General features: G+C 70.0%; 14 protein-coding genes. 7 read left to right on the top strand and 7 right to left on the bottom strand.

Features of this window, described 5'->3' with window-relative positions:
- Window positions 1-11: 11 nt before the first annotated feature.
- Window positions 12-1,343 carry an MFS transporter gene (locus ACVGV2_RS08980; protein WP_459165589.1) on the bottom strand — a complete coding sequence of 444 codons (1,332 nt, stop codon included), beginning with the start codon at window positions 1,341-1,343 and terminating at the stop codon, window positions 12-14.
- A 225-nt stretch (window positions 1,344-1,568) separates the two neighbouring features.
- On the opposite strand from ACVGV2_RS08980, the gene ACVGV2_RS08975 reads away from it, so the two are divergent.
- A complete protein-coding gene (locus ACVGV2_RS08975) occupies window positions 1,569-2,453 on the top strand; it encodes a LysR family transcriptional regulator (protein WP_459165588.1) in 885 nt (294 codons plus the stop codon).
- Here the strand turns inward: ACVGV2_RS08975 and ACVGV2_RS08970 are convergent.
- Entirely contained in the window at window positions 2,431-3,309 is an 879-nt protein-coding gene (locus tag ACVGV2_RS08970; protein ID WP_459165587.1) for a LysR family transcriptional regulator, read from the bottom strand. The two genes, ACVGV2_RS08975 and ACVGV2_RS08970, sit on opposite strands and share 23 nt — an antisense overlap.
- Between ACVGV2_RS08970 and ACVGV2_RS08965 the strand changes: the two genes are divergently transcribed.
- Window positions 3,257-4,078 carry a TlpA disulfide reductase family protein gene (locus ACVGV2_RS08965; RefSeq protein ID WP_459165586.1) on the top strand — a complete coding sequence of 274 codons (822 nt, stop codon included), beginning with the start codon at window positions 3,257-3,259 and terminating at the stop codon, window positions 4,076-4,078. The two genes, ACVGV2_RS08970 and ACVGV2_RS08965, sit on opposite strands and share 53 nt — an antisense overlap.
- Before the next feature lie 719 nt (window positions 4,079-4,797).
- Window positions 4,798-5,211: a DUF7144 family membrane protein gene (locus ACVGV2_RS08960; RefSeq protein WP_459165585.1), complete on the top strand. Its 414-nt coding sequence runs from the start codon at window positions 4,798-4,800 to the stop codon at window positions 5,209-5,211.
- A gap of 167 nt (window positions 5,212-5,378) precedes the next feature.
- Here ACVGV2_RS08960 and ACVGV2_RS08955 read toward each other — a convergent pair whose 3' ends face one another.
- Together ACVGV2_RS08955 and ACVGV2_RS08950 are read right to left on the bottom strand one after the other, a co-directional pair.
- Window positions 5,379-7,337 carry a YhgE/Pip family protein gene (locus ACVGV2_RS08955; RefSeq protein WP_459165584.1) on the bottom strand — a complete coding sequence of 653 codons (1,959 nt, stop codon included), beginning with the start codon at window positions 7,335-7,337 and terminating at the stop codon, window positions 5,379-5,381.
- 18 nt (window positions 7,338-7,355) lie between these two features.
- Window positions 7,356-10,079, bottom strand: coding sequence for an MMPL family transporter (locus ACVGV2_RS08950; RefSeq protein WP_459165583.1), 2,724 nt, complete (start codon window positions 10,077-10,079; stop codon window positions 7,356-7,358).
- 209 nt (window positions 10,080-10,288) lie between these two features.
- On the opposite strand from ACVGV2_RS08950, the gene ACVGV2_RS08945 reads away from it, so the two are divergent.
- From ACVGV2_RS08945 to ACVGV2_RS08935, 3 genes are all read left to right on the top strand, one after another.
- A complete protein-coding gene (locus tag ACVGV2_RS08945) occupies window positions 10,289-10,996 on the top strand; it encodes a TetR/AcrR family transcriptional regulator (RefSeq protein ID WP_459165582.1) in 708 nt (235 codons plus the stop codon).
- A 198-nt stretch (window positions 10,997-11,194) separates the two neighbouring features.
- A complete protein-coding gene (locus tag ACVGV2_RS08940; protein WP_459165581.1) occupies window positions 11,195-11,476 on the top strand; it encodes an SAM-dependent methyltransferase in 282 nt (93 codons plus the stop codon).
- Window positions 11,477-11,488: 12 nt separating this feature from the next.
- Entirely contained in the window at window positions 11,489-12,028 is a 540-nt protein-coding gene (locus tag ACVGV2_RS08935; protein ID WP_459165580.1) for a class I SAM-dependent methyltransferase, read from the top strand.
- Window positions 12,029-12,149: 121 nt separating this feature from the next.
- On the opposite strand, the gene ACVGV2_RS08930 is transcribed toward ACVGV2_RS08935, so the two are convergent.
- Both ACVGV2_RS08930 and ACVGV2_RS08925 read right to left on the bottom strand, forming a co-directional pair.
- Window positions 12,150-14,132, bottom strand: coding sequence for an ABC transporter permease/substrate-binding protein (locus tag ACVGV2_RS08930; protein ID WP_459165579.1), 1,983 nt, complete (start codon window positions 14,130-14,132; stop codon window positions 12,150-12,152).
- On the bottom strand, window positions 14,125-15,648 hold the full coding sequence (locus tag ACVGV2_RS08925) for a sugar ABC transporter ATP-binding protein (protein WP_459165931.1): 1,524 nt from the start codon (window positions 15,646-15,648) through the stop codon (window positions 14,125-14,127). The genes ACVGV2_RS08930 and ACVGV2_RS08925 overlap by 8 nt, the downstream gene beginning before the upstream one ends.
- A 210-nt stretch (window positions 15,649-15,858) precedes the next feature.
- Here ACVGV2_RS08925 and ACVGV2_RS08920 point away from each other — a divergent pair, with 210 nt between their 5' ends.
- Window positions 15,859-16,863 carry a LacI family DNA-binding transcriptional regulator gene (locus ACVGV2_RS08920; protein ID WP_459165578.1) on the top strand — a complete coding sequence of 335 codons (1,005 nt, stop codon included), beginning with the start codon at window positions 15,859-15,861 and terminating at the stop codon, window positions 16,861-16,863.
- A 125-nt stretch (window positions 16,864-16,988) separates the two neighbouring features.
- Here ACVGV2_RS08920 and ACVGV2_RS08915 read toward each other — a convergent pair whose 3' ends face one another.
- On the bottom strand, window positions 16,989-17,261 hold the full coding sequence (locus tag ACVGV2_RS08915) for a hypothetical protein (protein ID WP_459165577.1): 273 nt from the start codon (window positions 17,259-17,261) through the stop codon (window positions 16,989-16,991).
- Window positions 17,262-17,724 lie beyond the last annotated feature (463 nt).

Genomic DNA, 17,724 nt, shown 5'->3' with positions numbered 1-17,724 from the left:
ACGCGCCGGGTTCAGCTGCCCGCAGGGGCGTGTGCGGTCCCGCCGAGCAGCCGTCGTTTGTCCCGTTCCGGGTTGACGGTCAGCAGCGCGATCGCCCCGCCGACGAGCGCGATGAGGCCGAACACCTGGAAGGCGGTGGCGTAACCCGCGGCGGGTGTGCCGGCGGCGTCGACGATGACGCCGGTGAGGTAGGGCCCGACGAGCCCGCCGGTCGACATGATGGCGAGGAACACGCCCAGCGTGCCCGCGAGTTGCCGCGGCGGCACGATTTCGGAGACGCCGGCGTTGACCAGCGGGAAGATGCTGGCACCGAAGCCGTACCCGACGGATACGACGACCACCGCGAGCCACGGGATGCCGAGATAGGGCAGCACCGCCATCGCCAGTCCGCAGATGAGCAGTGCGACCGCGGGCAGCACCCCGCGCAGCAAACGCGAGGTCGCCCCGCGGGCGATGAGCCGGTCGCTGAAGAACGACAGCACGAACAGCAATCCGAGGCTGGCGATGCTGGGGAAGCCGAACATCGCGCCCGCCTGCACCCGCGAGTACCCGAGTCCGACTTCGAAGTACGACGGCAACCAGGTCAGCACGACGCTGACCAGCGTGTACATCGCGAACGTCGCCAGCGCCCCGCCGAGGAAGCTGGGGGCGGTCATGATCCGCACCCACGGCACGTGCGAGCCCGCGGAGTCTTCGCGCATCGCGGTGTCGGTGGTGTCGTCGCCGTAGGGGCCGGCCTGCCACGTCGGCAGCCAGACCGCGCACCACAGCACACCCACCGCGGCCAGCGCCAGGAACGCGGCGCGCCAGTCCCACATCGCCACCACGAGCGTCAGCGCGGGGGCCACGGCCACCTTGGCGATGGAGGCACCGGCGGTGATGCAGGCCGAGGGCAGCCCGCGCTTCTCCCGCGGGTGCCACGAGTAGGTCCCGGTGTGCACCAGCGCGGAACACGGCCCCTCGGTCAGTCCGAGGAACATGCGGCTGACCAGCAGCACGGCGAAGGTAGCGGCGAAGACGACCGGCAGCATCGCCACCGACCAGGCCAGCGCCATCGCCGCCAGCGACCACCGCAGCGTCATGTACTTGTCGAGCACCCCGGCGAAGAACCCGCCGACGGTGAAGGTGAGGAAGAACGAACTGCCCACCAGGCCGATCTGCGAGGCCGACAGCCCGATCTCCGCGGCCATCGGCTGGGCCACGATGCCCAGCACGGCCTTGTCGCCCCAGTTCACGATGTAGAGCAGCACGAGGATCCCGGTGAATCCCCAGGCTTTCGTCCTCGGTTCCGCGGCGACACCGGTGTCGTTGCTCGGCGGTGCCTGCGCTTCGGGTGTGGACATCGGCCATCTCCCTCGGCGGGCGTGAGAGCCGGTGACTGCGACGGCGGGGCCGGTCCGTCCGTCGCGGCCACCGCTGCGCTGGCGCGCAGCTGCTACCGACGATCTGTGATCTCCGCCACCCGGTCAAAGACGGAGGTGGGAACGCGCCGAATGCCGCTGCCTATGCGCCCAGGTGAGGAGCTTGCCCGGTGCCTGGCACGTGCGCTCGGCAGTACGGTCGCCGTGATGCACCTGCACCAGATCGAGCACTTCCTCGCGGTGGTCGACCACGAGGGGATCAACACCGCTTCGGCCGCGCTCGGACTCGCCCAGCCGACGGTTTCGCAGGCCATCCGCAGTCTGGAGCGCGAGCTCGACGCGGAGCTGTTCCACCGGGTCGGCCGGGGCATGGTGCTGACATCGGCCGGGCACGCCCTCATCGGGCCGGCGCGCAGGATGCTGCGCAGCGTCGTCACCGCCGAGGGGTCACTGGCCGACGCCGCGGGCCGGCCGCGCGGCCGGTTGGACATCGCCACGTTCTCGGCGCTGTCCCCGGACCCGGTGGCACCGCTGGTCGGGGCGTTCCGCCAGGAGTTCCCCGCGGTGCTCGTGCGCATCGCCGATCTGCACGACGAGGCGGCGATCGCGTCGTTGATCCGCGACGGGCACTGCGAGATCGTGGTCTGCCACCTGCCCGTGGCCGACGGTGCGGACCTGACGGTGCACGAACTCGGTGTGCAGCAGTGGCGGCTCGTGTTCCCGCCCGGTTCGTCGGTACCGCCGGAGGATCCGCTGCCGCTGGCGGCGCTGCCCGACGTGCCGCACGTGATCGTGCCGCGCGGGGGGTCGCAAGCGGCGGCGATCGAGTCCACGATCGCCGCCGCCGGGCGCAAACTGCGTCCGGCAGTGGTCATCCAGCACCGGGAAGCGCGCCTGCCCTTCGTCTTCGCCGGGGTCGGGGCGACGTTCCTGGAACGTTCGATGGCCGAAGAGGCAGCGCAGCACGGCGCCGTCATCCGGGACACCGAGCCGCCGCTCAGCCGTGCCTACGGCCTCGTCTACGACGCGGCGGCGCTGTCCCCGGCCGGCCGGGCGTTCGTGGACATGGCTAGCGACGCTGCGCCCGGGTAGCTGCAGCCACGTCGAGCAGCGCCGTCGCCGCGGGCGAAAGCGGGCCCGCGCGGTGCACGAAGCCGATCGTGCGGAGGACCGGCGGCACCAGCGACCGCACGAGCACGCCGCGCAGGGCGTTCTCAGCGACGCCGCGCGGCAGGAACGTCGCCCCCGCCCCGTGCATGACCAGGTCCCACACGGCCTGCCGGTGCGCGCATTCCACCGCGACCCGTTCGGCCACACCTCGCAGCGCCTCGTCCACCGGGACCCGGCCTCCCGCCTCGGAGACCTCCACGACGAGCGGAACGGTGGCGACCTGCTCGAGCGGCACCGGGTCCGGCAGGTCGGCGGCCAAGTGGTGCGGCAGCGCGAGCACGATCTCCTGCTCGCCCACTTCCCGGGTCAGCAGCGTGTCGCTGCGCACGGGCAGTGCCGTCAGCCCCAGCTCGGCTTCACCCCGTCGGACGTGTTCGAGCACCCCGGCTGCACTTCCCGGGTCCAGCACGTTGAGCATGATCGCCGGGTGCTGCTGGCGCAGCCTGCTGGTCAGGTCCGGCAGCGGGTCCACCGACAGCGTCGACAGGGCGCTGATCTCCAACCGCCCCGCGTGCAGGTCACGCACGGACTGCACCCTGGACCTGGCCAGCTCCGCATCGGCGAGGATCTTGCGCGCGGGGCCTTCGAACGCTTCCCCGTCCGGGGTGAGGGTGAGCCGCCCGCCGGAGCGGTCGAACAGGCGCACGCCGAGCTGGCGTTCCAGCGCGCGGACCGCCTGCGAGAGCGAAGGTTGGGCGATGTAGAGCGCCCGCGCGGCCCGGGTGATGCCGCCGTGGTCGATCACCGCGATGAAGTACTCGACCAGCCGCAGATCCACGCCGCGAACCGTACCGCCACGCTCACCGGGGCGTCACCGGTGCGCACAGCACATCGGCGTGGTGACGAGCTCCTCCGCTCCGGAACGGCAGCTCGTCACCACCCCGAGAACCTCCGCGTGCAGGCGGCCGCTCGAGGCTGCATCACTACTTCGCGAGCAAGACGCAACCGAACACGATCCCGCACCGGCGCGCTCGTGGAGCACTCGCCGCCGTGCTCATGAGCGTCGTGCTGGTGCTGACCGGATGCGCGGGACATTCCGAGCCTCAGGACCGGGGAACGTTCTCCTTCGTCTCGCCCGGAGGGGAGACACGATTTTCCTACAACCCGCCCGAAAGCCGCGGCACCGTCGGGGACTTCTCCGGGCCCAGCGTGACCCAGCCCGAAAAGGAGATCACCAAGGGCCAGTATCGGGCCAAGCGCTCGTCCTCAACGTGTGGGGCTCCTGGTGCGGCCCGTGCCGGGCAGAGATGCCCGAGCTGGTCGAGGCGGCACACGCCACCCGCGACGATCCGGTGCAGTTGCTCGGCGTCAACGTGCGCGACGACCAGGGAGCGGCGACCGACTTCCTGCGCAACTACGACGTGCCCTACCCCTCGCTCTACGACCCGTCGGGCAAAAGCATGCTCGCCTTCGACGGCATCCCGCTGTCGGTGGTGCCGCTCACCATCGTGCTGGACCGGCACCACCGCGTGGCCGAGGTGCATCTCGACACGGTCAGCGCGGAGCAGTTGATCCCCACGTTGCAGCGTCTCGCCACGGAGCAATAGCCACGCAACCCCAACTCCGGGGGACACGAGCATGCGGCCGACGGTGATGCCGGTATCGGCCCTGGGCTCAGCACGAGCAGGTCGACCTGAGCTGCAGCTGCCCATACAGCTCACAGGACGTGCGTCGTCAGGTTCCGGTGAGCTGGCATTTTTCAGATCGTCCGTGTCGGCGCTCAACCGACCCGGGCCCTGTTCTGCCCCCGGTTCCGGCCCGAGGAGATGGTGATCGTGCTGTCGGCGGGACGGTGGGGCAGCTCGGTGGCGAGGTCTTCACCCAGGCCGACTGGAGTGACGGCGCGATCGCACAGGCGGTGCTACTGGAGGAAGCCGCCACGGTGCAGCAACGGCATACGCAGTTGCACACCCGGGTGCGGCGGGCCGAACGGCCACCAGGCCCGCAGCAGGCTGAACACGAAGCGCGCGAATGGACCCGGGCTGTGTCCATTCGTCGTTGCCCTCCGGTCACGCGGACACTCCGATCAACTCGAGCGTCCGGTCCAGCGGGGAAGGTCAGTTTCGGGAGCACCAGGCCGGGTTGGGGCGTGATGCAGCTGGGAGGAGGCTCTGAGCCAGACGGCCGGGCCCATTTCCTCTAACGCGGCGCGCTCGGCGGGCGCATCGTGGAAATCGGCGGGCACTGTCGCGGCGACTGGGATCGCTTGCACCGACACGGGTGCCGCAGCCGAAACCGAGCACCACATCACCGACGGAGGGTTGCGATGAGCACGAGTCTGACGCGCGGGGCCATGTGGAGCGGGCACCGCATGTGGCACGCGTTGGGCGCCTTGGTCCTCGTTGCCATCGGCGTCCTGCATGCGATGGCAGGTATCACCGCGGTGGCACGCACCCAGGGGCTCGACCTCGCCTCCACACCGGTGCTGGCTGACTACCGCGCCTACGGATGGGGATTCCTCGTCACCGGCGTGCTGCTCCTCGCTGCAGCGATCGGCGTGTGGTTCGGGCAGTTGTGGGCACGCATCCTCGGCGGTGTGCTGCTCGCCTTGAGCTTCTTGAACAACCTGGCCCTGCCCGCCGGCGTGTTCTGGTCGATCGTGCTCATGGTCGTCGCTGTGCTCGGAATCTACGCGATCATCGCGCACGCCAAGCCGACACGTCCGAGTCCGGCGGACTGAAGTAGCCCTCCCGGCTTGGCCCCGCAGCAGCGGTCCTCGCGCGTTCTCCGTCTCGACGCGGCAGCGTCGAGGGATCACGCGAGCAACCGGGCCCACCGGGGGTTCTCCTGCCCAGCTGCCCCCAACCATCCACCCTCAGCGGGCAAAACAACCCAACGCAGTCCTCCTCAGGCGGCGCCGGCCGCACCGCGGAGCCTGCCGCCGGACCGCAGCTCCGCCGCCCGGACGGTGCGGCTGCGCTCCACGACCAGGCAGCTGATCACCAGGCCGGCCACGAGCCACAGCACCAGGGCCACGACGCCTCCCGCTGAGACGCTCGAGCCTTCCACGATCGCGCGCAGGCCCTGCGTGGCCGGTCCGGTCGGCAGCATTCCGGCGATGCTGCCGAGCACCTGCGGTACGGCGGCGATCACCCCGGTGGCCACAGCAACCACCGCCACGAGCATCGACAGGAACCGTCCGGCCCCGCCGAACGCGGCCGCCAGCGCCTGGTTGACCGCGGTGAACGCCACGGCCGCGAGGACGAGCAGGCCTGCGGCGCTGAACCACTGCCCGACCGAGAGGTCCTGCGCGACGCCCAGCACCGCGGTGACCAGCAACCCCTGCACGACGGCGAGCCCGGCGGGCAGGGTGAACCGGCCCAGCAGCAGCCGCGGCGCCGAGCGGGTGGAGCGCAGCACGCCCTCGGGCAGTGCGCGCAGCACGAGGAACGCGGCCAGCGCACCGATCCACAGCGCCAGCACGGCGTACAGCGGCATGCCCGAGTTGCCGATGCCGAGACCGTCGTTCTCGTCGGCGGTCGTGACCGGATCGGCCACGGTGCGGGCGAGCTGATCGCGTTCGCCGTCGGGATAGCTGGGCATTTCCTCGACGGCGGTGTGCAACCCCTGGCTGAGCTGCTCGGAACCGTTGCCGAGCTGGTCGGCGCCACCGTCGAGCTCCCGCAGGCCGCCGGCGAGCTGGTCCGCGCCGTCGGCGAGCTGGCCGGCACCGCCGGTGGTCTGGGACAGACCTTCGGACAGCTGGCCGGCGCCGCCGTCGAGCTGCTGCGCGCCCTTGGCGAGCTGGCCGACACCGCCGGCGAGGGCGGGCAGGCCGCCGCCGGATTCGGGGCTGCGCCCGGCGAGCCCGTCGAGTCCGGTGGAAATGCCGTCGCTGGCCTGCTGGACCTGGCCGGCACCGTCACTGAGGGCCTTGGCCTTGGCGGACTGCACGGCGATCTTGTTGCAGATCGGCAGGGTCCCGGGTGGACACTGCTCGGACATCTCGGACAGGTCCTGCGACATGGTCTGCAGCTGGGTGTTGATCTGCCGCACTCCCTCGTTCTCCTGCGCGGAGACGTCGGCCAGCGTGCCGACCTGCTGCGGCAGCTGGGCGGTCTGCTCCTGCAGCTGGGCGAGCCCGTCGGCGAGCCCGCTCGTGCCTTGCGAGAGCTGGCTGGCACCGCCGTCGAGCTGCCCGAGGCCGTTGGCCAGCTCGCGCGTGCCGCCGGCCAGCTCGTCGGCACCGTCGGCGAGCTGACCCGTGCCGTCGGAGAGCTGCTGGGCGCCGTCGGCCAGGGAGGTGGCGCCGTCGGCGGCATCGCCGAGCTGGTCGCCCAGGGTGTTGAACCCGATGTAGAGGTTGTCCAGGTAGGTGGTGGTCAGCTGGTCGCCGAGCAGCTGGGTGGCGGTTTGGGTGACCTCGCGGCTGATCGCTTCGTCCGCCGGTTTGCTGCGCTCGCCGGTGCTCACGTCGATCGTGGCCTTCTCGGCTTGGCCCGGTTCCCCGGAGAACGACGTGGCCGCTGCGGAGAAGCCCTCCGGGATGGTCACCACGGCGGTGTAGGTGCCGTCGTCCAGCCCCTCCGAGGCGGTCTCGGAGTTGGCGATTTCCCAGTCGTAGTTGCCGTCGATGTCGTTGCCGACGAGCTTGGACGACAGCTGCCGCCCCAGCGGGGTGAGCTGGCCGTTGACCTCGACGGGTTCGTCGTTGTTGACGATGGCCGCTTTCACGCCGCCCATCCGGTCTTCCGGCTGCCCCAGTGCCCAGGTCAGCACACCCGTGATGGCCACCGGGACCAGCAGCAGGCCCACGAGGGTCAGCGAGATCGACAGCCGGGAGCGGCCGTTCCGTAGCGCACGCACAGCGAGGACCTCAGCTTTCTAGCGGATCGCGTCGGGGAGGACACGGGTCGGTGCTTGCTGGTCACCGGACAGCTCGGTGAGACCGGCCGGCACGTGGGCGGGCAGCATGTCGCGCGCCTCCGCGGTGCCCGTCGTGCCCAGCAGCACGGCGGCGCGGGAACTGCTGACGAGCTGCCCGATGCGCCGACGCGCGGCGGCGTCGGCGAGTCGGTCGGTGCGGTCGAGCACCAGCAGCCGCGGGTTCTCCTGCAGCGCCTCGGCGACGCCTTCCGCGCCGACCTCGCCCACATCGACGTAGGCCGCGCGGGACCGCACGGCCGACGCCCGCGCCGGCAGCGCCATCCCGAGCACTTTGAGCTTGCCCGCGTCGGGTTTGATCCGCCCGGAGACGGTGAGCAGAACCGCGGTGACGGCGGCCTCGTCCGGGCCGCGCACCACGTGCACGCCCTGCCTCGCCAGGCGGAAGGACACGTCGCGGTAGACGGGCGCGTCCGAGTCGGGTTCGGACAGTGCGAGCCCACCGCAGGCCACGGCGTCGTCGGCGCCCGGGTGCGGCCATTCGGCCAGTTCGAGCTCCTCGCGCAGGTTCTCACCTTCGACGTCGAACGAGGGCAGCATCCGGTCGAGGCGGCGCGGCATCCACCAGGCGCGGCGACCGAGCAGCGCGAGCACCGCGGGCACCAGTGTCATGCGCACGATGAAGGCGTCGATGAACACGCCTGCCGCCAAGCCGAACGCGATCGGTTTGAGGTTGGCGTCGCCTTCGGGCACGAACGCGGCGAAGACCGCGAACATGATCACGGCGGCGGCGGTGACGACCTTGGCGGAGGAGACGAAGCCGGTGTTGATCGCGCCGCGCGCATCGCCGGTGTGCACGTACTGCTCGCGCATCCGGGACACGAGGAACACCTCGTAGTCCATGGCCAGGCCGAACAGCACGCCCATGAGCACGATCGGCATGAAGCTGATCACCGGGCCGGTGCTGTCCACGCCCAACGCACCGGCGAACCAGCCGTCCTGGAAGACGAGCTTGAGCAGGCCCATCGACGCGCCGATGCTGAGCAGGTAGCCCAGCGTCGCCTTGATCGGCACGGCCACCGACCGGAACACCATGGTCAGCAGGACCAGCGACAGGCCGACCACGACGATGCCGAACGGCAGCAGGGCCTGCCCGAGCTGTTCGGAAACGTCGATGCCGATGGCGGTGAACCCGGTGACCGAGATCGTGACGCCGTAGGTGTCCTGGAAGTGGCCGCGCAGCGAGCGGATGTCCTCGACGAGCTGCTTGGTCTGCTGCGAGTCCGCGGCGCCCTCCGGCATGACCTGCACGATGCCGGTGTCGGCCGTCGGGTTCGGCGTGGCCAGCGGCACGTCGGCCACCCCGGGCAGCTGTTCGATCTCGGACTGCAGGTCGTTCATCACACCCAGCGGATCATCGCTGGTGACGATGTTGGCGCTGACGACCAGCGGACCGTTGTAGCCCTCCGGGAAGTGCTCGGCGACGAGGTCGTAGGTCACCCGCGCCGGGTCGTCCTTCGGCATCGCACCGGCGTCCGGCAGGGCCAGCCGCAGGCCGGCGGCGGGCACCGTGGCCAGTCCGAGCACGGCGACGACGGCGATCACCGTGACCACGGGGAACCGCGTCACGGCGCGCACCCAGCCGGAGAAGAAGCGGGTTCCCACGGGCTTCTTGGCGGCGTTGCGCCGCCGTGCTCGGGCACGCGGACGCAGTCGTTCGCCGGCGAAGCCCAGCAGGGCTGGCACGAGCGTGAGCGTCACCAGCACGGCGATGCCGACGGCGACCGCGGCGGCCACACCCATCGTGGTCAGGAACGGGATGCCGGCCACGCCGAGGCCGAGGAGCGCGATCATCACCGTCAGCCCGGCGAAGACCACCGCCGATCCGGCCGTGGCCACCGAACGCGCGGCGGCCTCCTGCGGGGACATCCCCTCGCCGAGTTCCTGCTGGTGGCGGGAGAGGACGAACAGCGCGTAGTCGATGCCCACGGCCAGCCCGAGCATCAGCGCCAGCATCGGTGTGGTCGCGTTGATCGTGCCGATCAGCGTGGCCAGCAGGATCAGCGTGGTGGAGATGCCCACCCCGATGAGCGCGTTGACCAGCGGCATCCCGGCCGCGACGAACGATCCGAGGGTGACCACCAGCACGACGACCGCGATGATGAGCCCGAAGACTTCGACGAAGCTCAGCCCGGGGAACTCCTGCGCGAAGACCTCCCCGCCGTGCGAGGCCTCGGCACCTGCGGGCAGCCGCTGTTGCAGCTGGTCAGTGGCCTGCGCGATCTCGTTCTTGGTCTGGTCGCTGACCTGGGTGGCCTGCACGTCGAGCTGGACGTTGATCAGCCCGGCGCGGTCGTCCTCGCTGATCGTGCCGCCCATGTCCTCGTCGTAGGGCGAAACGACCTGCGTGGCGTGGTCGATCTGCTCGAGCTCGTCGACGGCGGTTTCGACCTGCTGCTGCACGGCCGGGTCGCGCACCGTGCCACCGTCCGGCGCGACCACCACGACCTGCCCGGCGGCCCCGCTGGCGGACGGGAACGTTACCGACAGCCGGTCGAGCGCCTCCTGCGCCTCGGTGCCGGGAATGGTGACGTTGTTGTCCATCTCCTTGCTGAACAGGCCGGCCGCGCTGCCGGTGAGGGCGAGCACGAGCAGCCACAACACCAGGACGGTCTTGCGGGCCGCGAAGGCCCTGCGGCCGAGTGAATGCAGAAAAGACGACACGCCAAACTCCTACCGCCGGTCACACCGGACGATGCCGAGCACGCAGAACGCTGCCAGCGTTCCCTGCCGAGCGCTTCGATGCGCTCGATACGAAAGAGTATCCGATGCGGCTGCGTATCCGATACAGGGTTGTATCGGATACCATGACGGCTTCCCGGATGGCTTTCCGTTCGAGCGCTCGAGCACCACCGCAGGAGAGGACGCGCGGGTTGAGCAAGAACAAGGCGGGGGCGCCCGCAGGCGGCCCCCACAGCGCCCGCACGCGCGAGACCGCGCGCCGGGCCAGAACGCGCGAACGCCTGCTGGACGCCGCCTACCGGCAGTTCGGCGCGCACGGCATCAACGGCACTTCCATCGAGGCGATCACCGACGACGCCGACTTCACCCGCGGCGCCTTCTACTCGAACTTCGACAGCAAGGAAGAGCTGTTCCTGGCGCTCATCGAACGCGAGCACCACGCCCGCCTGCAGGCGCTGCGGGAGGAGTTCCGCGAAGCGATCGCCCCACTTCGACGCGCCGCCGGCAAACCCGGCCCCGAGCTCATCGAGGAAGTCCTCGCCGACCTGCTCGCCAGCCAGCCCGAAGCTCGCCAGTGGTGCCTGCTCAACACCGAGTTCCGGCTGCTGGCGATGCGCGAATCGCAGGTGGCCGCGCGTTTCCTCGACGTCAAGCATGCCTTCCAGCAGCAGCTCGCCGAACTCATCGACACGGCCATGGCCTCCATCGGCCTGCGCTTCTCGGTGGAGACGACCCACCTGACGCAGATCCTGCTCGACCAGTTCGAGGCGGCGATGCAGGACGCGGTACTGGCCGGTGCGGAGAATCCGGAGCAAAGCGCGCGCACCACGCTCATGCGCACGCTGCCGCAGTTGGTGCACAGCCTCACCGAACTGCGCGAGGACGACCGGAGCCGGTGAGGCTGCACACGATCAGCATCGCGAACGGAACCGGCCTGCCTCGCGGTTGCGCACCGCAGGAGCACCGCGCCGCGCAGCGGAGGCAGCACCAGGGCACCCTGACGCTCCACTGCGGACGGAAAACGCGCGACCGGCGAACTCGCCCGCGGCGGCCACCTGCCGTGCACGGAGGGGCTGGCACGCCAGTTCCACTGCACTATGATCCACGCGGCCGTCCGTTCCCGCCCACGCGAGGTGATGATGGTGGCGTCCCACGAGCCCGCTGCGCCGTCCGCGGAGATCGACACCAGCGTGCCGCACGAAGCGCGCGTCTACAACTACTGGCTGAGCGGCAAGGACAACTACGCCGTCGACCGCGAACTCGGCGGCCCGACATCGAACCGACGACCGAACAAGCCGCCTACTACTGGGCCGGCATGGCCCGCAAGCCTTAGCAGTTACCCGCGTGCCCGGTTGCCACGTAACCGGCACGGCCGTTGAGAGGATGTTCGCGTGTCCTGGAACGGAGACCAGTACCAGCGCCAGTTCGACGACCTGGCGGCCGCGGGCCGGCACATCCACGGAGAAGCCGACTTCGTCCGCTCCTACGCGCCCGCGAGCGTCCTCGACGCCGGGTGCGGCACCGGACGGGTCGCCATCGAACTGGCCCGCCACGGCATCGAGGTGGTCGGCACCGACGTCGACGCGTCCATGCTGGCCACCGCGCGCAGCCAGGCTCCGCACATCACCTGGGTGCAGTCCGATCTGGCCGAGCTCAACCTGCAACGATCCTTCGACCTCGTCGTGCTGGCCGGCAACGTCCCCCTGTTCACCGCTCCGGGCACGGAACCCGCCCTCATCGCCGGCGCCGCGCGCCACGTGGCCCCGGGCGGGCGGCTCGTCGCGGGGTTCAGCCTCGACCGGGGCTATTCGCTGGCGGACCACGACGCGCACGCCACCGCCGCCGGTCTCACCTTCGCGGAACGCTTCGCCACCTGGGAGGGTGCGCCATTCGCCGGTGGCACGTACGCGGTCTCGGTGCACACCCGCTGAAGAGCGGCCACCTGCGCTCACCCTCGCCCATCACCGGGGTCGTGGCCGTGACGGCGCGGGCCGCCTACGACCTTCCCGTGCACCGTCCACTCGCGACTGGTCGTTGCCGGTCGCCCCGGGATCACCGGTCGTGCAGGAATTCCTGCACGGTTTCGCGCGTGACCACCCGGACCGGGACGCTGTTCGGCGGCCCCGGCTGCGGCTGCTCCGCGCGTGCTGCCCGCACGGCCTCCTGCACTGCGGTCCTCCCGAGAAGTTCGGGCTGTTGGGCGATGTCGGCGCTGATCGAACCGGTCTTCACCGCCGCGAGCCCTTCCGGTGTGCCGTCGAATCCGACGACCTGGACGGCAGATCCGGCCTCGCCGCCGAGAGCTTTGACCGCGCCGAGGGCCATCTCGTCGTTCGCCGCGAACACTCCTTCGATCTCGGGATGGGCCTGGGAAATGTTCTGCATGACGTCGAGCGCCTTGGTGCGGTCGAAGTCGGCCGGCTGGGAGGCGACGACGCGGATTTCCGGATGCTCCCGCAGTTCCGAGCGGAATCCGCGGGCTCGTTCGCGGGCCGCCGAGGTTCCCGGCTCACCTTCGATGACCGCGATCGGCCCGGATCCCACCGTGTTGGCCAGTTGTCGTGCGGCGAGCTTGCCGCCTGCGACGTTGTCCGAGGCCACGGTGGTGACCACCTCGCCGCCGGCGGGCGCGCGGTCCAAGCCGACCACCGGAATCCCCGCCGTGTTCGCGGCCTCGACCGAAGGGACGACGGCGTCGGAATCCACCGGATTGACGACCAGCGCGTCGGCGTTCTGCGCTATCACGTTCTGCACCGCGTTGGCCTGCTCCGAGGCGTCGTCGCCCGCGTCAGTGATCGTCAGCTCGACACCGTGCCGCTCGGCCTCCTGCTGCGCGCCCGCACGCACGTCCACGAAGAACGGGTTGTTCAAGGTGGACAGGGACAGCGCGATCTCCGGGCGTTCGTTCAGCGCAGCGGAGTGCTGCCGCTCGTAGACGCCCCATCCGGCTGCCGCCACGAGCAAGACCAGCGTGACCGCGGTCGCGCGCCGCATGGCCGATGTCCGCAGGAGTGCGGGGGCGGTGCATCCGCGGCGACGCTGGCGCAGGGTGTCGAACAGCACCGCCGCCACGATGACGCCTCCGATGGCGACCTGTTGCCAGAACGACGAGACGTCCAGCAGGTTCAGACCGTTGCGCAGCACCGCGAGAATCAGCGCGCCGATGAACGTGCCCAGCGCGGTGCCCGCACCACCGCTGAGGCTCGCACCACCGATCACCACCGCGGCGATGGCATCGAGTTCGTACCCCGAACCGGCCTCCGGCTGGGCGGACGCCAGCCTGGCGGCGAGCAGAATTCCCGCTACGGCGGCGAAGGCACCGGACAGCGCGTAGATCAGCAGGCGCTGTCGGGTGACCTTGATACCGGACAGCCGCGCGGCCTCGGGGTTGCCGCCGATGGCGTACATGGCGCGGCCGGCGTAGGTACGGCGCAGCACGAACGCGGTGATCATCCCGAACACCAGCATGACCAGGACCGGGTAGGGCAGCACGCCGAAGACGGTGCCGCTGCCCAAATCCGCCAGCCAACCCTCGAACGTGATCGGCCTGCCGTCGGCGAGGACCAGTGCGAGCCCACGCCCCACGCTGAGCATGGCCAGTGTTGCGATGAACGGCGGAACGCGCCCCACCGTGATCAACACGCCGCTGAGCAGCCCGGCACCCGTTCCAGCGGCCAGCCCGATGACGATCGCGAGCAACAGCGGCAAGCCCGCGGTGCTCACCGCCCACCCCGTGGCGATCCCGGCGAGCCCGGCCACGCTGCCGACGGACAGGTCAATGCCGCCGCTGACGATCACGAACGTCATGCCGAAAGCCAGCACCGCCGTTACCGAGGCCTGAACACCGACGTTGAGCAGGTTGTTGGCCGTCAGGAAGTCCGGCGAAAGCAGCGCCAGCAGCAGGACGAGCACGGCGAGGCCGCCCACCGGCCCGCTGTTGCGCCAGAAGGCGTTCGCACCGCGCGCACGTGCGCTGCCCGGCCTCGCCGAGGTCTTCTCCTGGACGGATTCGGCCACAACCTCGCGATCAGGCACCGCTATCCCCTCCTCGCACACCGGCCTGGTCCATGACCGCGAGCGCCATCACGCGCTCCTGCGTCGCTTCCTCGGCATGCAGCTGTCCACGCAGCCTTCCGTCCGCCATGACGAGCACCCGATCGCTGATGCCGAGCAGTTCCGGCAGGTCGCTGCTCACGACGATGACCGTCGTGCCATCGGCGGCGAGTTCCTCGATGAGTTCGTAGATCTCGGCCCGGGCGCCCACGTCGATGCCCCGCGTTGGTTCGTCGAGGATGAGCACACCGGGGCGGGCCAGCAGCCACTTGCCGATCACGATCTTCTGCTGGTTGCCCCCGGAGAGGGTGGCTGCTCGCTGGCCGAGATCGCTGGTGCGGATCCGCAACTGCCGCACGATCTTTTCCGCGCTGCTGCGTTGCGCCGCCAAGTCCACCAGGCTGCCGCGGGTGCGGTCCGACAGCGTGGCCAGGCCCAGGTTTTCCTCCACGGAGGACTCGAGGACCAGGCCCTGGCTGCCGCGATCCTCCGGGATCAGGGCCAACCCGGCCGCGCGGGAGGCCGCGATGTCGCCGCGCCGCACCGGACGACCGGCCACCCGCACCTCGCCGTGGTCGTAGCGGTCGGCGCCGAAGATCGCCCGGACGAGCTCGGTGCGGCCAGCCCCCACCAGCCCTCCGATGCCGACGACCTCGCCCGCACGCGCCGTGAAGGTGACGTCGCGCAGGACTCCGCGCCTGCGCAGCGATCGCACCTCGAGGCGGGTCTGTCCGGGGGAACGGCGCCGAGCCGGGTACTGCTGCTGCACAGCCCGGCCCACCATCAACCGCACCAGCTCGTCGGTGTCGGTGTCGGCAGGCACTTCGGCGACTTTCGCGCCATCGCGCAGAACTGTCGCGCGGTTCCCGATCTCGGCGACTTCGTCGAGCAAGTGCGAGATGAAGACGATGGCCACCCCGCGACGCGTCATCTCCTCGATGAGGGCGAACAGCGTGGTGACCTCCGAGCGGCTGAGCACGGCGGTGGGTTCGTCCATGATCAGGTACCGCGCATCCAGGCTCAACGCCTTGGCGATTTCGACCGTCTGCCGCTGCGCGACGCCGAGATCGCCGACCCGTGCGTCGATGTCCAAGGCGAGCCCGGTGCGCTCGACGAGTTCGCCGGCCCTGCTGCGCAGGCCACGTCGGTCGACCATGCCGAAACGGCGAGGTGGGCGACCCAGGTAGATGTTCTCCGCGACAGTCAACTCGGGCACCAGCGCCGTCTCCTGGTGGATCGTTGCGACGCCGAGCCGCCCGGCGTGCTCGGGTTCGGCCAGCCGGACCTGTTTCCCGCCGATGCGGATCTGCCCGGCCGAGGGGCGGTGCACTCCGGACATCATCTTGATCAGGGTGCTCTTGCCCGCACCGTTCTCCCCGAGCAGCACGTGGACTTCACCCGGATGCAGGTCGAAATCGACCGAATCCAGCGCTCGGACACCGGGAAACGACTTCGACACGCCCACGAGTTCGAAGGCTTCGCCGGCCGTCCCCCTCATCACTCCGCCCTTCCGCGCCGCGAGCGGCGATCCCGTTGTGCCACGAAGGTGTAATCGGTTTCCGCAGACGGATACACTGGCTTGGGAGGTGAGTCCTGTCAAGCCCTCAGTGCGGCCGGTACTCGTGCGCACCGGAGGCCGTCACCCGAGTGGCACTCCCGGACGGCTTCGACTAAGCTGCACCCGAACGGAAACCGATTACCGGAATCTATGGTTCGACGAGCGGAAGTCACAATTCACGACGTAGCGGCCCGCGCCCGGCTCTCGGTGGCGACCGCTTCGCGGGCTCTGTCCGGGCAGCGGGGAGTGCGCGCGGAGAACCGCGAACGAGTGCTCTCGGCGGCCGCCGAACTCGACTTCGAGCCCAACGCCGTGGCCGCGTCGTTGCGCAGCAAGACCACGCACACCATCGGCATGCTCGTCCCCAGGATCTCGAACCCGTTCTTCGCGACACTGGTCGAAGCCGTCGAGCGACAACTGCACGGCGGTCAGCGCGGTCTCCTGCTCAGCAACTCCCACTACGACCCCGAGACCGAGGGGCACCGGGTGCGCGCCCTGCTCGACCGGCGCGTGGACGCGCTGATCATGGTCCCCTGCCACCAGCAGCGCAGCGCGGCCGCCGTGAACGCGGCCGCCGAGCGGGTGCCCACCGTGCAGCTCGACCTGCGCGTGGACGACTGCACCGGCTCCTGGGTCGGTGTGGACAACGAGGTGGGCATGTCGCGCATCATCGATCACCTCGGCGAGCTCGGGGCGAGCGGGATCGCGTTCGCCGGCGCCGAACCCACGGATTCCGCCGCGCAAGCACGGCTCGACGGCTACCGGCGATCAGTCCTGCGCTGGACGGGTTCCACGGCAGCGGTGTTACTCGGGGAGTTCAGCAAGGAGTGGGGGCAGCGCGCTGTCGAGCGCCTGACCGACGACGATGCCGCGCTTCCCGGCGCGATCGTCTGCGGCAACGACACGATCGCGCTGGGCGCGCTGGAAGCGCTGGCGCGGCGCGGCATACGCGTGCCGGACGATGTCCGGGTGACGGGATTCGATGACATTCCGTTCGCCGAGCTGACGCAGCCACCGTTGACGACCGTGCGCCAACCGCAGGAACAGATGGCGGCCGAAGCCGTCCGCGTTCTCAAATCTCAGCTCTCCGGCAGCTCCGCACCGTCGCAACGCATCGCCATCGCCCCGGAACTCGTCGTGCGCTCTTCCGCATGACGACCGGTGCGCGGTGTTCGCGCAGGCAGTACCGCTCGCACGAGCGGGGTCCTGCGCTGCTCGAGTAAGGGCGCCGTTGCCGTGCGCGCGAAACGGGGGTCGGCGACGGGAACGGCACGGTTTCATCAGCGGGTGTGCTGCGCCGTGTCTCGGTACCCGGTCTCAGCGGAAGCCCCAGCGCTCGTGCGCAGCAGCGGAAGCAGCAGCAACGTCAGCACGAGGAACTGCAAGGCGGCACCGGTGATGTGCCCGTATTCCCAGCGGGCGCGCCAACCGCGCCAATCGGCCGGCACGTCGGCGGGGGTCCAGGACGCGAACTCGACGTTGGCCGGGTAGACCACGAGGAAGAACACCGCCAAGGCCACGACCAGCGTCTTCGCCTTCATCGGCGTGTCCACGGGGATCTCCCCTCACGCGCGGCCTCCCCGTGTCCGGGATTCTATCCAGGCCTCGTGCTGCTGAGCCGCGTGAAAGGGACGATCCGCCGCGGTGAACGGCGATGACCGGGGGCAGGAGCTTCATCGCGGAGACACCCGCTCACTGCCCGCTCCGGCAGCGGCTCGGCCGAACGCCCCAGCGAAAAGTGACCCATATCATACCATGTTGTTGCTGCTGGTGCAACATAGTTGTGAACATGCGCTTTCGCAACTCACCTCCGCCGAACGCCAAGACCCATCGCAGTAGCACCGATTTCTTTATCACACCGAACTTATTGGTAGCCGAGCACGGAACCGGGCGGAGTTGACACGACCACGGAGACTGTTTACGTTCCATTCAATGCAACGTTGTTGTAGTAATTCCGGTAGATCTCCGGTGAACAGCGAACCCGCTGACCCGCTTCTGCGGCGTCGGCTCGACCCG

It is taken from the genome of Bounagaea algeriensis, from assembly GCF_054491375.1.
The sequence above is the reverse complement of the archived record's forward strand: the minus strand, read 5'-3'. Positions and strand labels throughout refer to the sequence as shown.

Excerpts from the sequence above, each read along its gene's own strand:
- ACVGV2_RS08980 (WP_459165589.1), bottom strand. The coding sequence starts at position 1,343 with ATGTCCACACCCGAAGCGCAGGCACCGCCGAGCAACGACACCGGTGTC.
- ACVGV2_RS08975 (WP_459165588.1), top strand. The coding sequence starts at position 1,569 with ATGCACCTGCACCAGATCGAGCACTTCCTCGCGGTGGTCGACCACGAG.
- ACVGV2_RS08965 (WP_459165586.1), top strand. The coding sequence starts at position 3,257 with ATGCCGCCGTGGTCGATCACCGCGATGAAGTACTCGACCAGCCGCAGA.
- ACVGV2_RS08960 (WP_459165585.1), top strand. The coding sequence starts at position 4,798 with ATGAGCACGAGTCTGACGCGCGGGGCCATGTGGAGCGGGCACCGCATG.
- ACVGV2_RS08940 (WP_459165581.1), top strand. The coding sequence starts at position 11,195 with ATGATCCACGCGGCCGTCCGTTCCCGCCCACGCGAGGTGATGATGGTG.
- ACVGV2_RS08925 (WP_459165931.1), bottom strand. The coding sequence starts at position 15,648 with ATGAGGGGGACGGCCGGCGAAGCCTTCGAACTCGTGGGCGTGTCGAAG.
- ACVGV2_RS08920 (WP_459165578.1), top strand. The coding sequence starts at position 15,859 with ATGGTTCGACGAGCGGAAGTCACAATTCACGACGTAGCGGCCCGCGCC.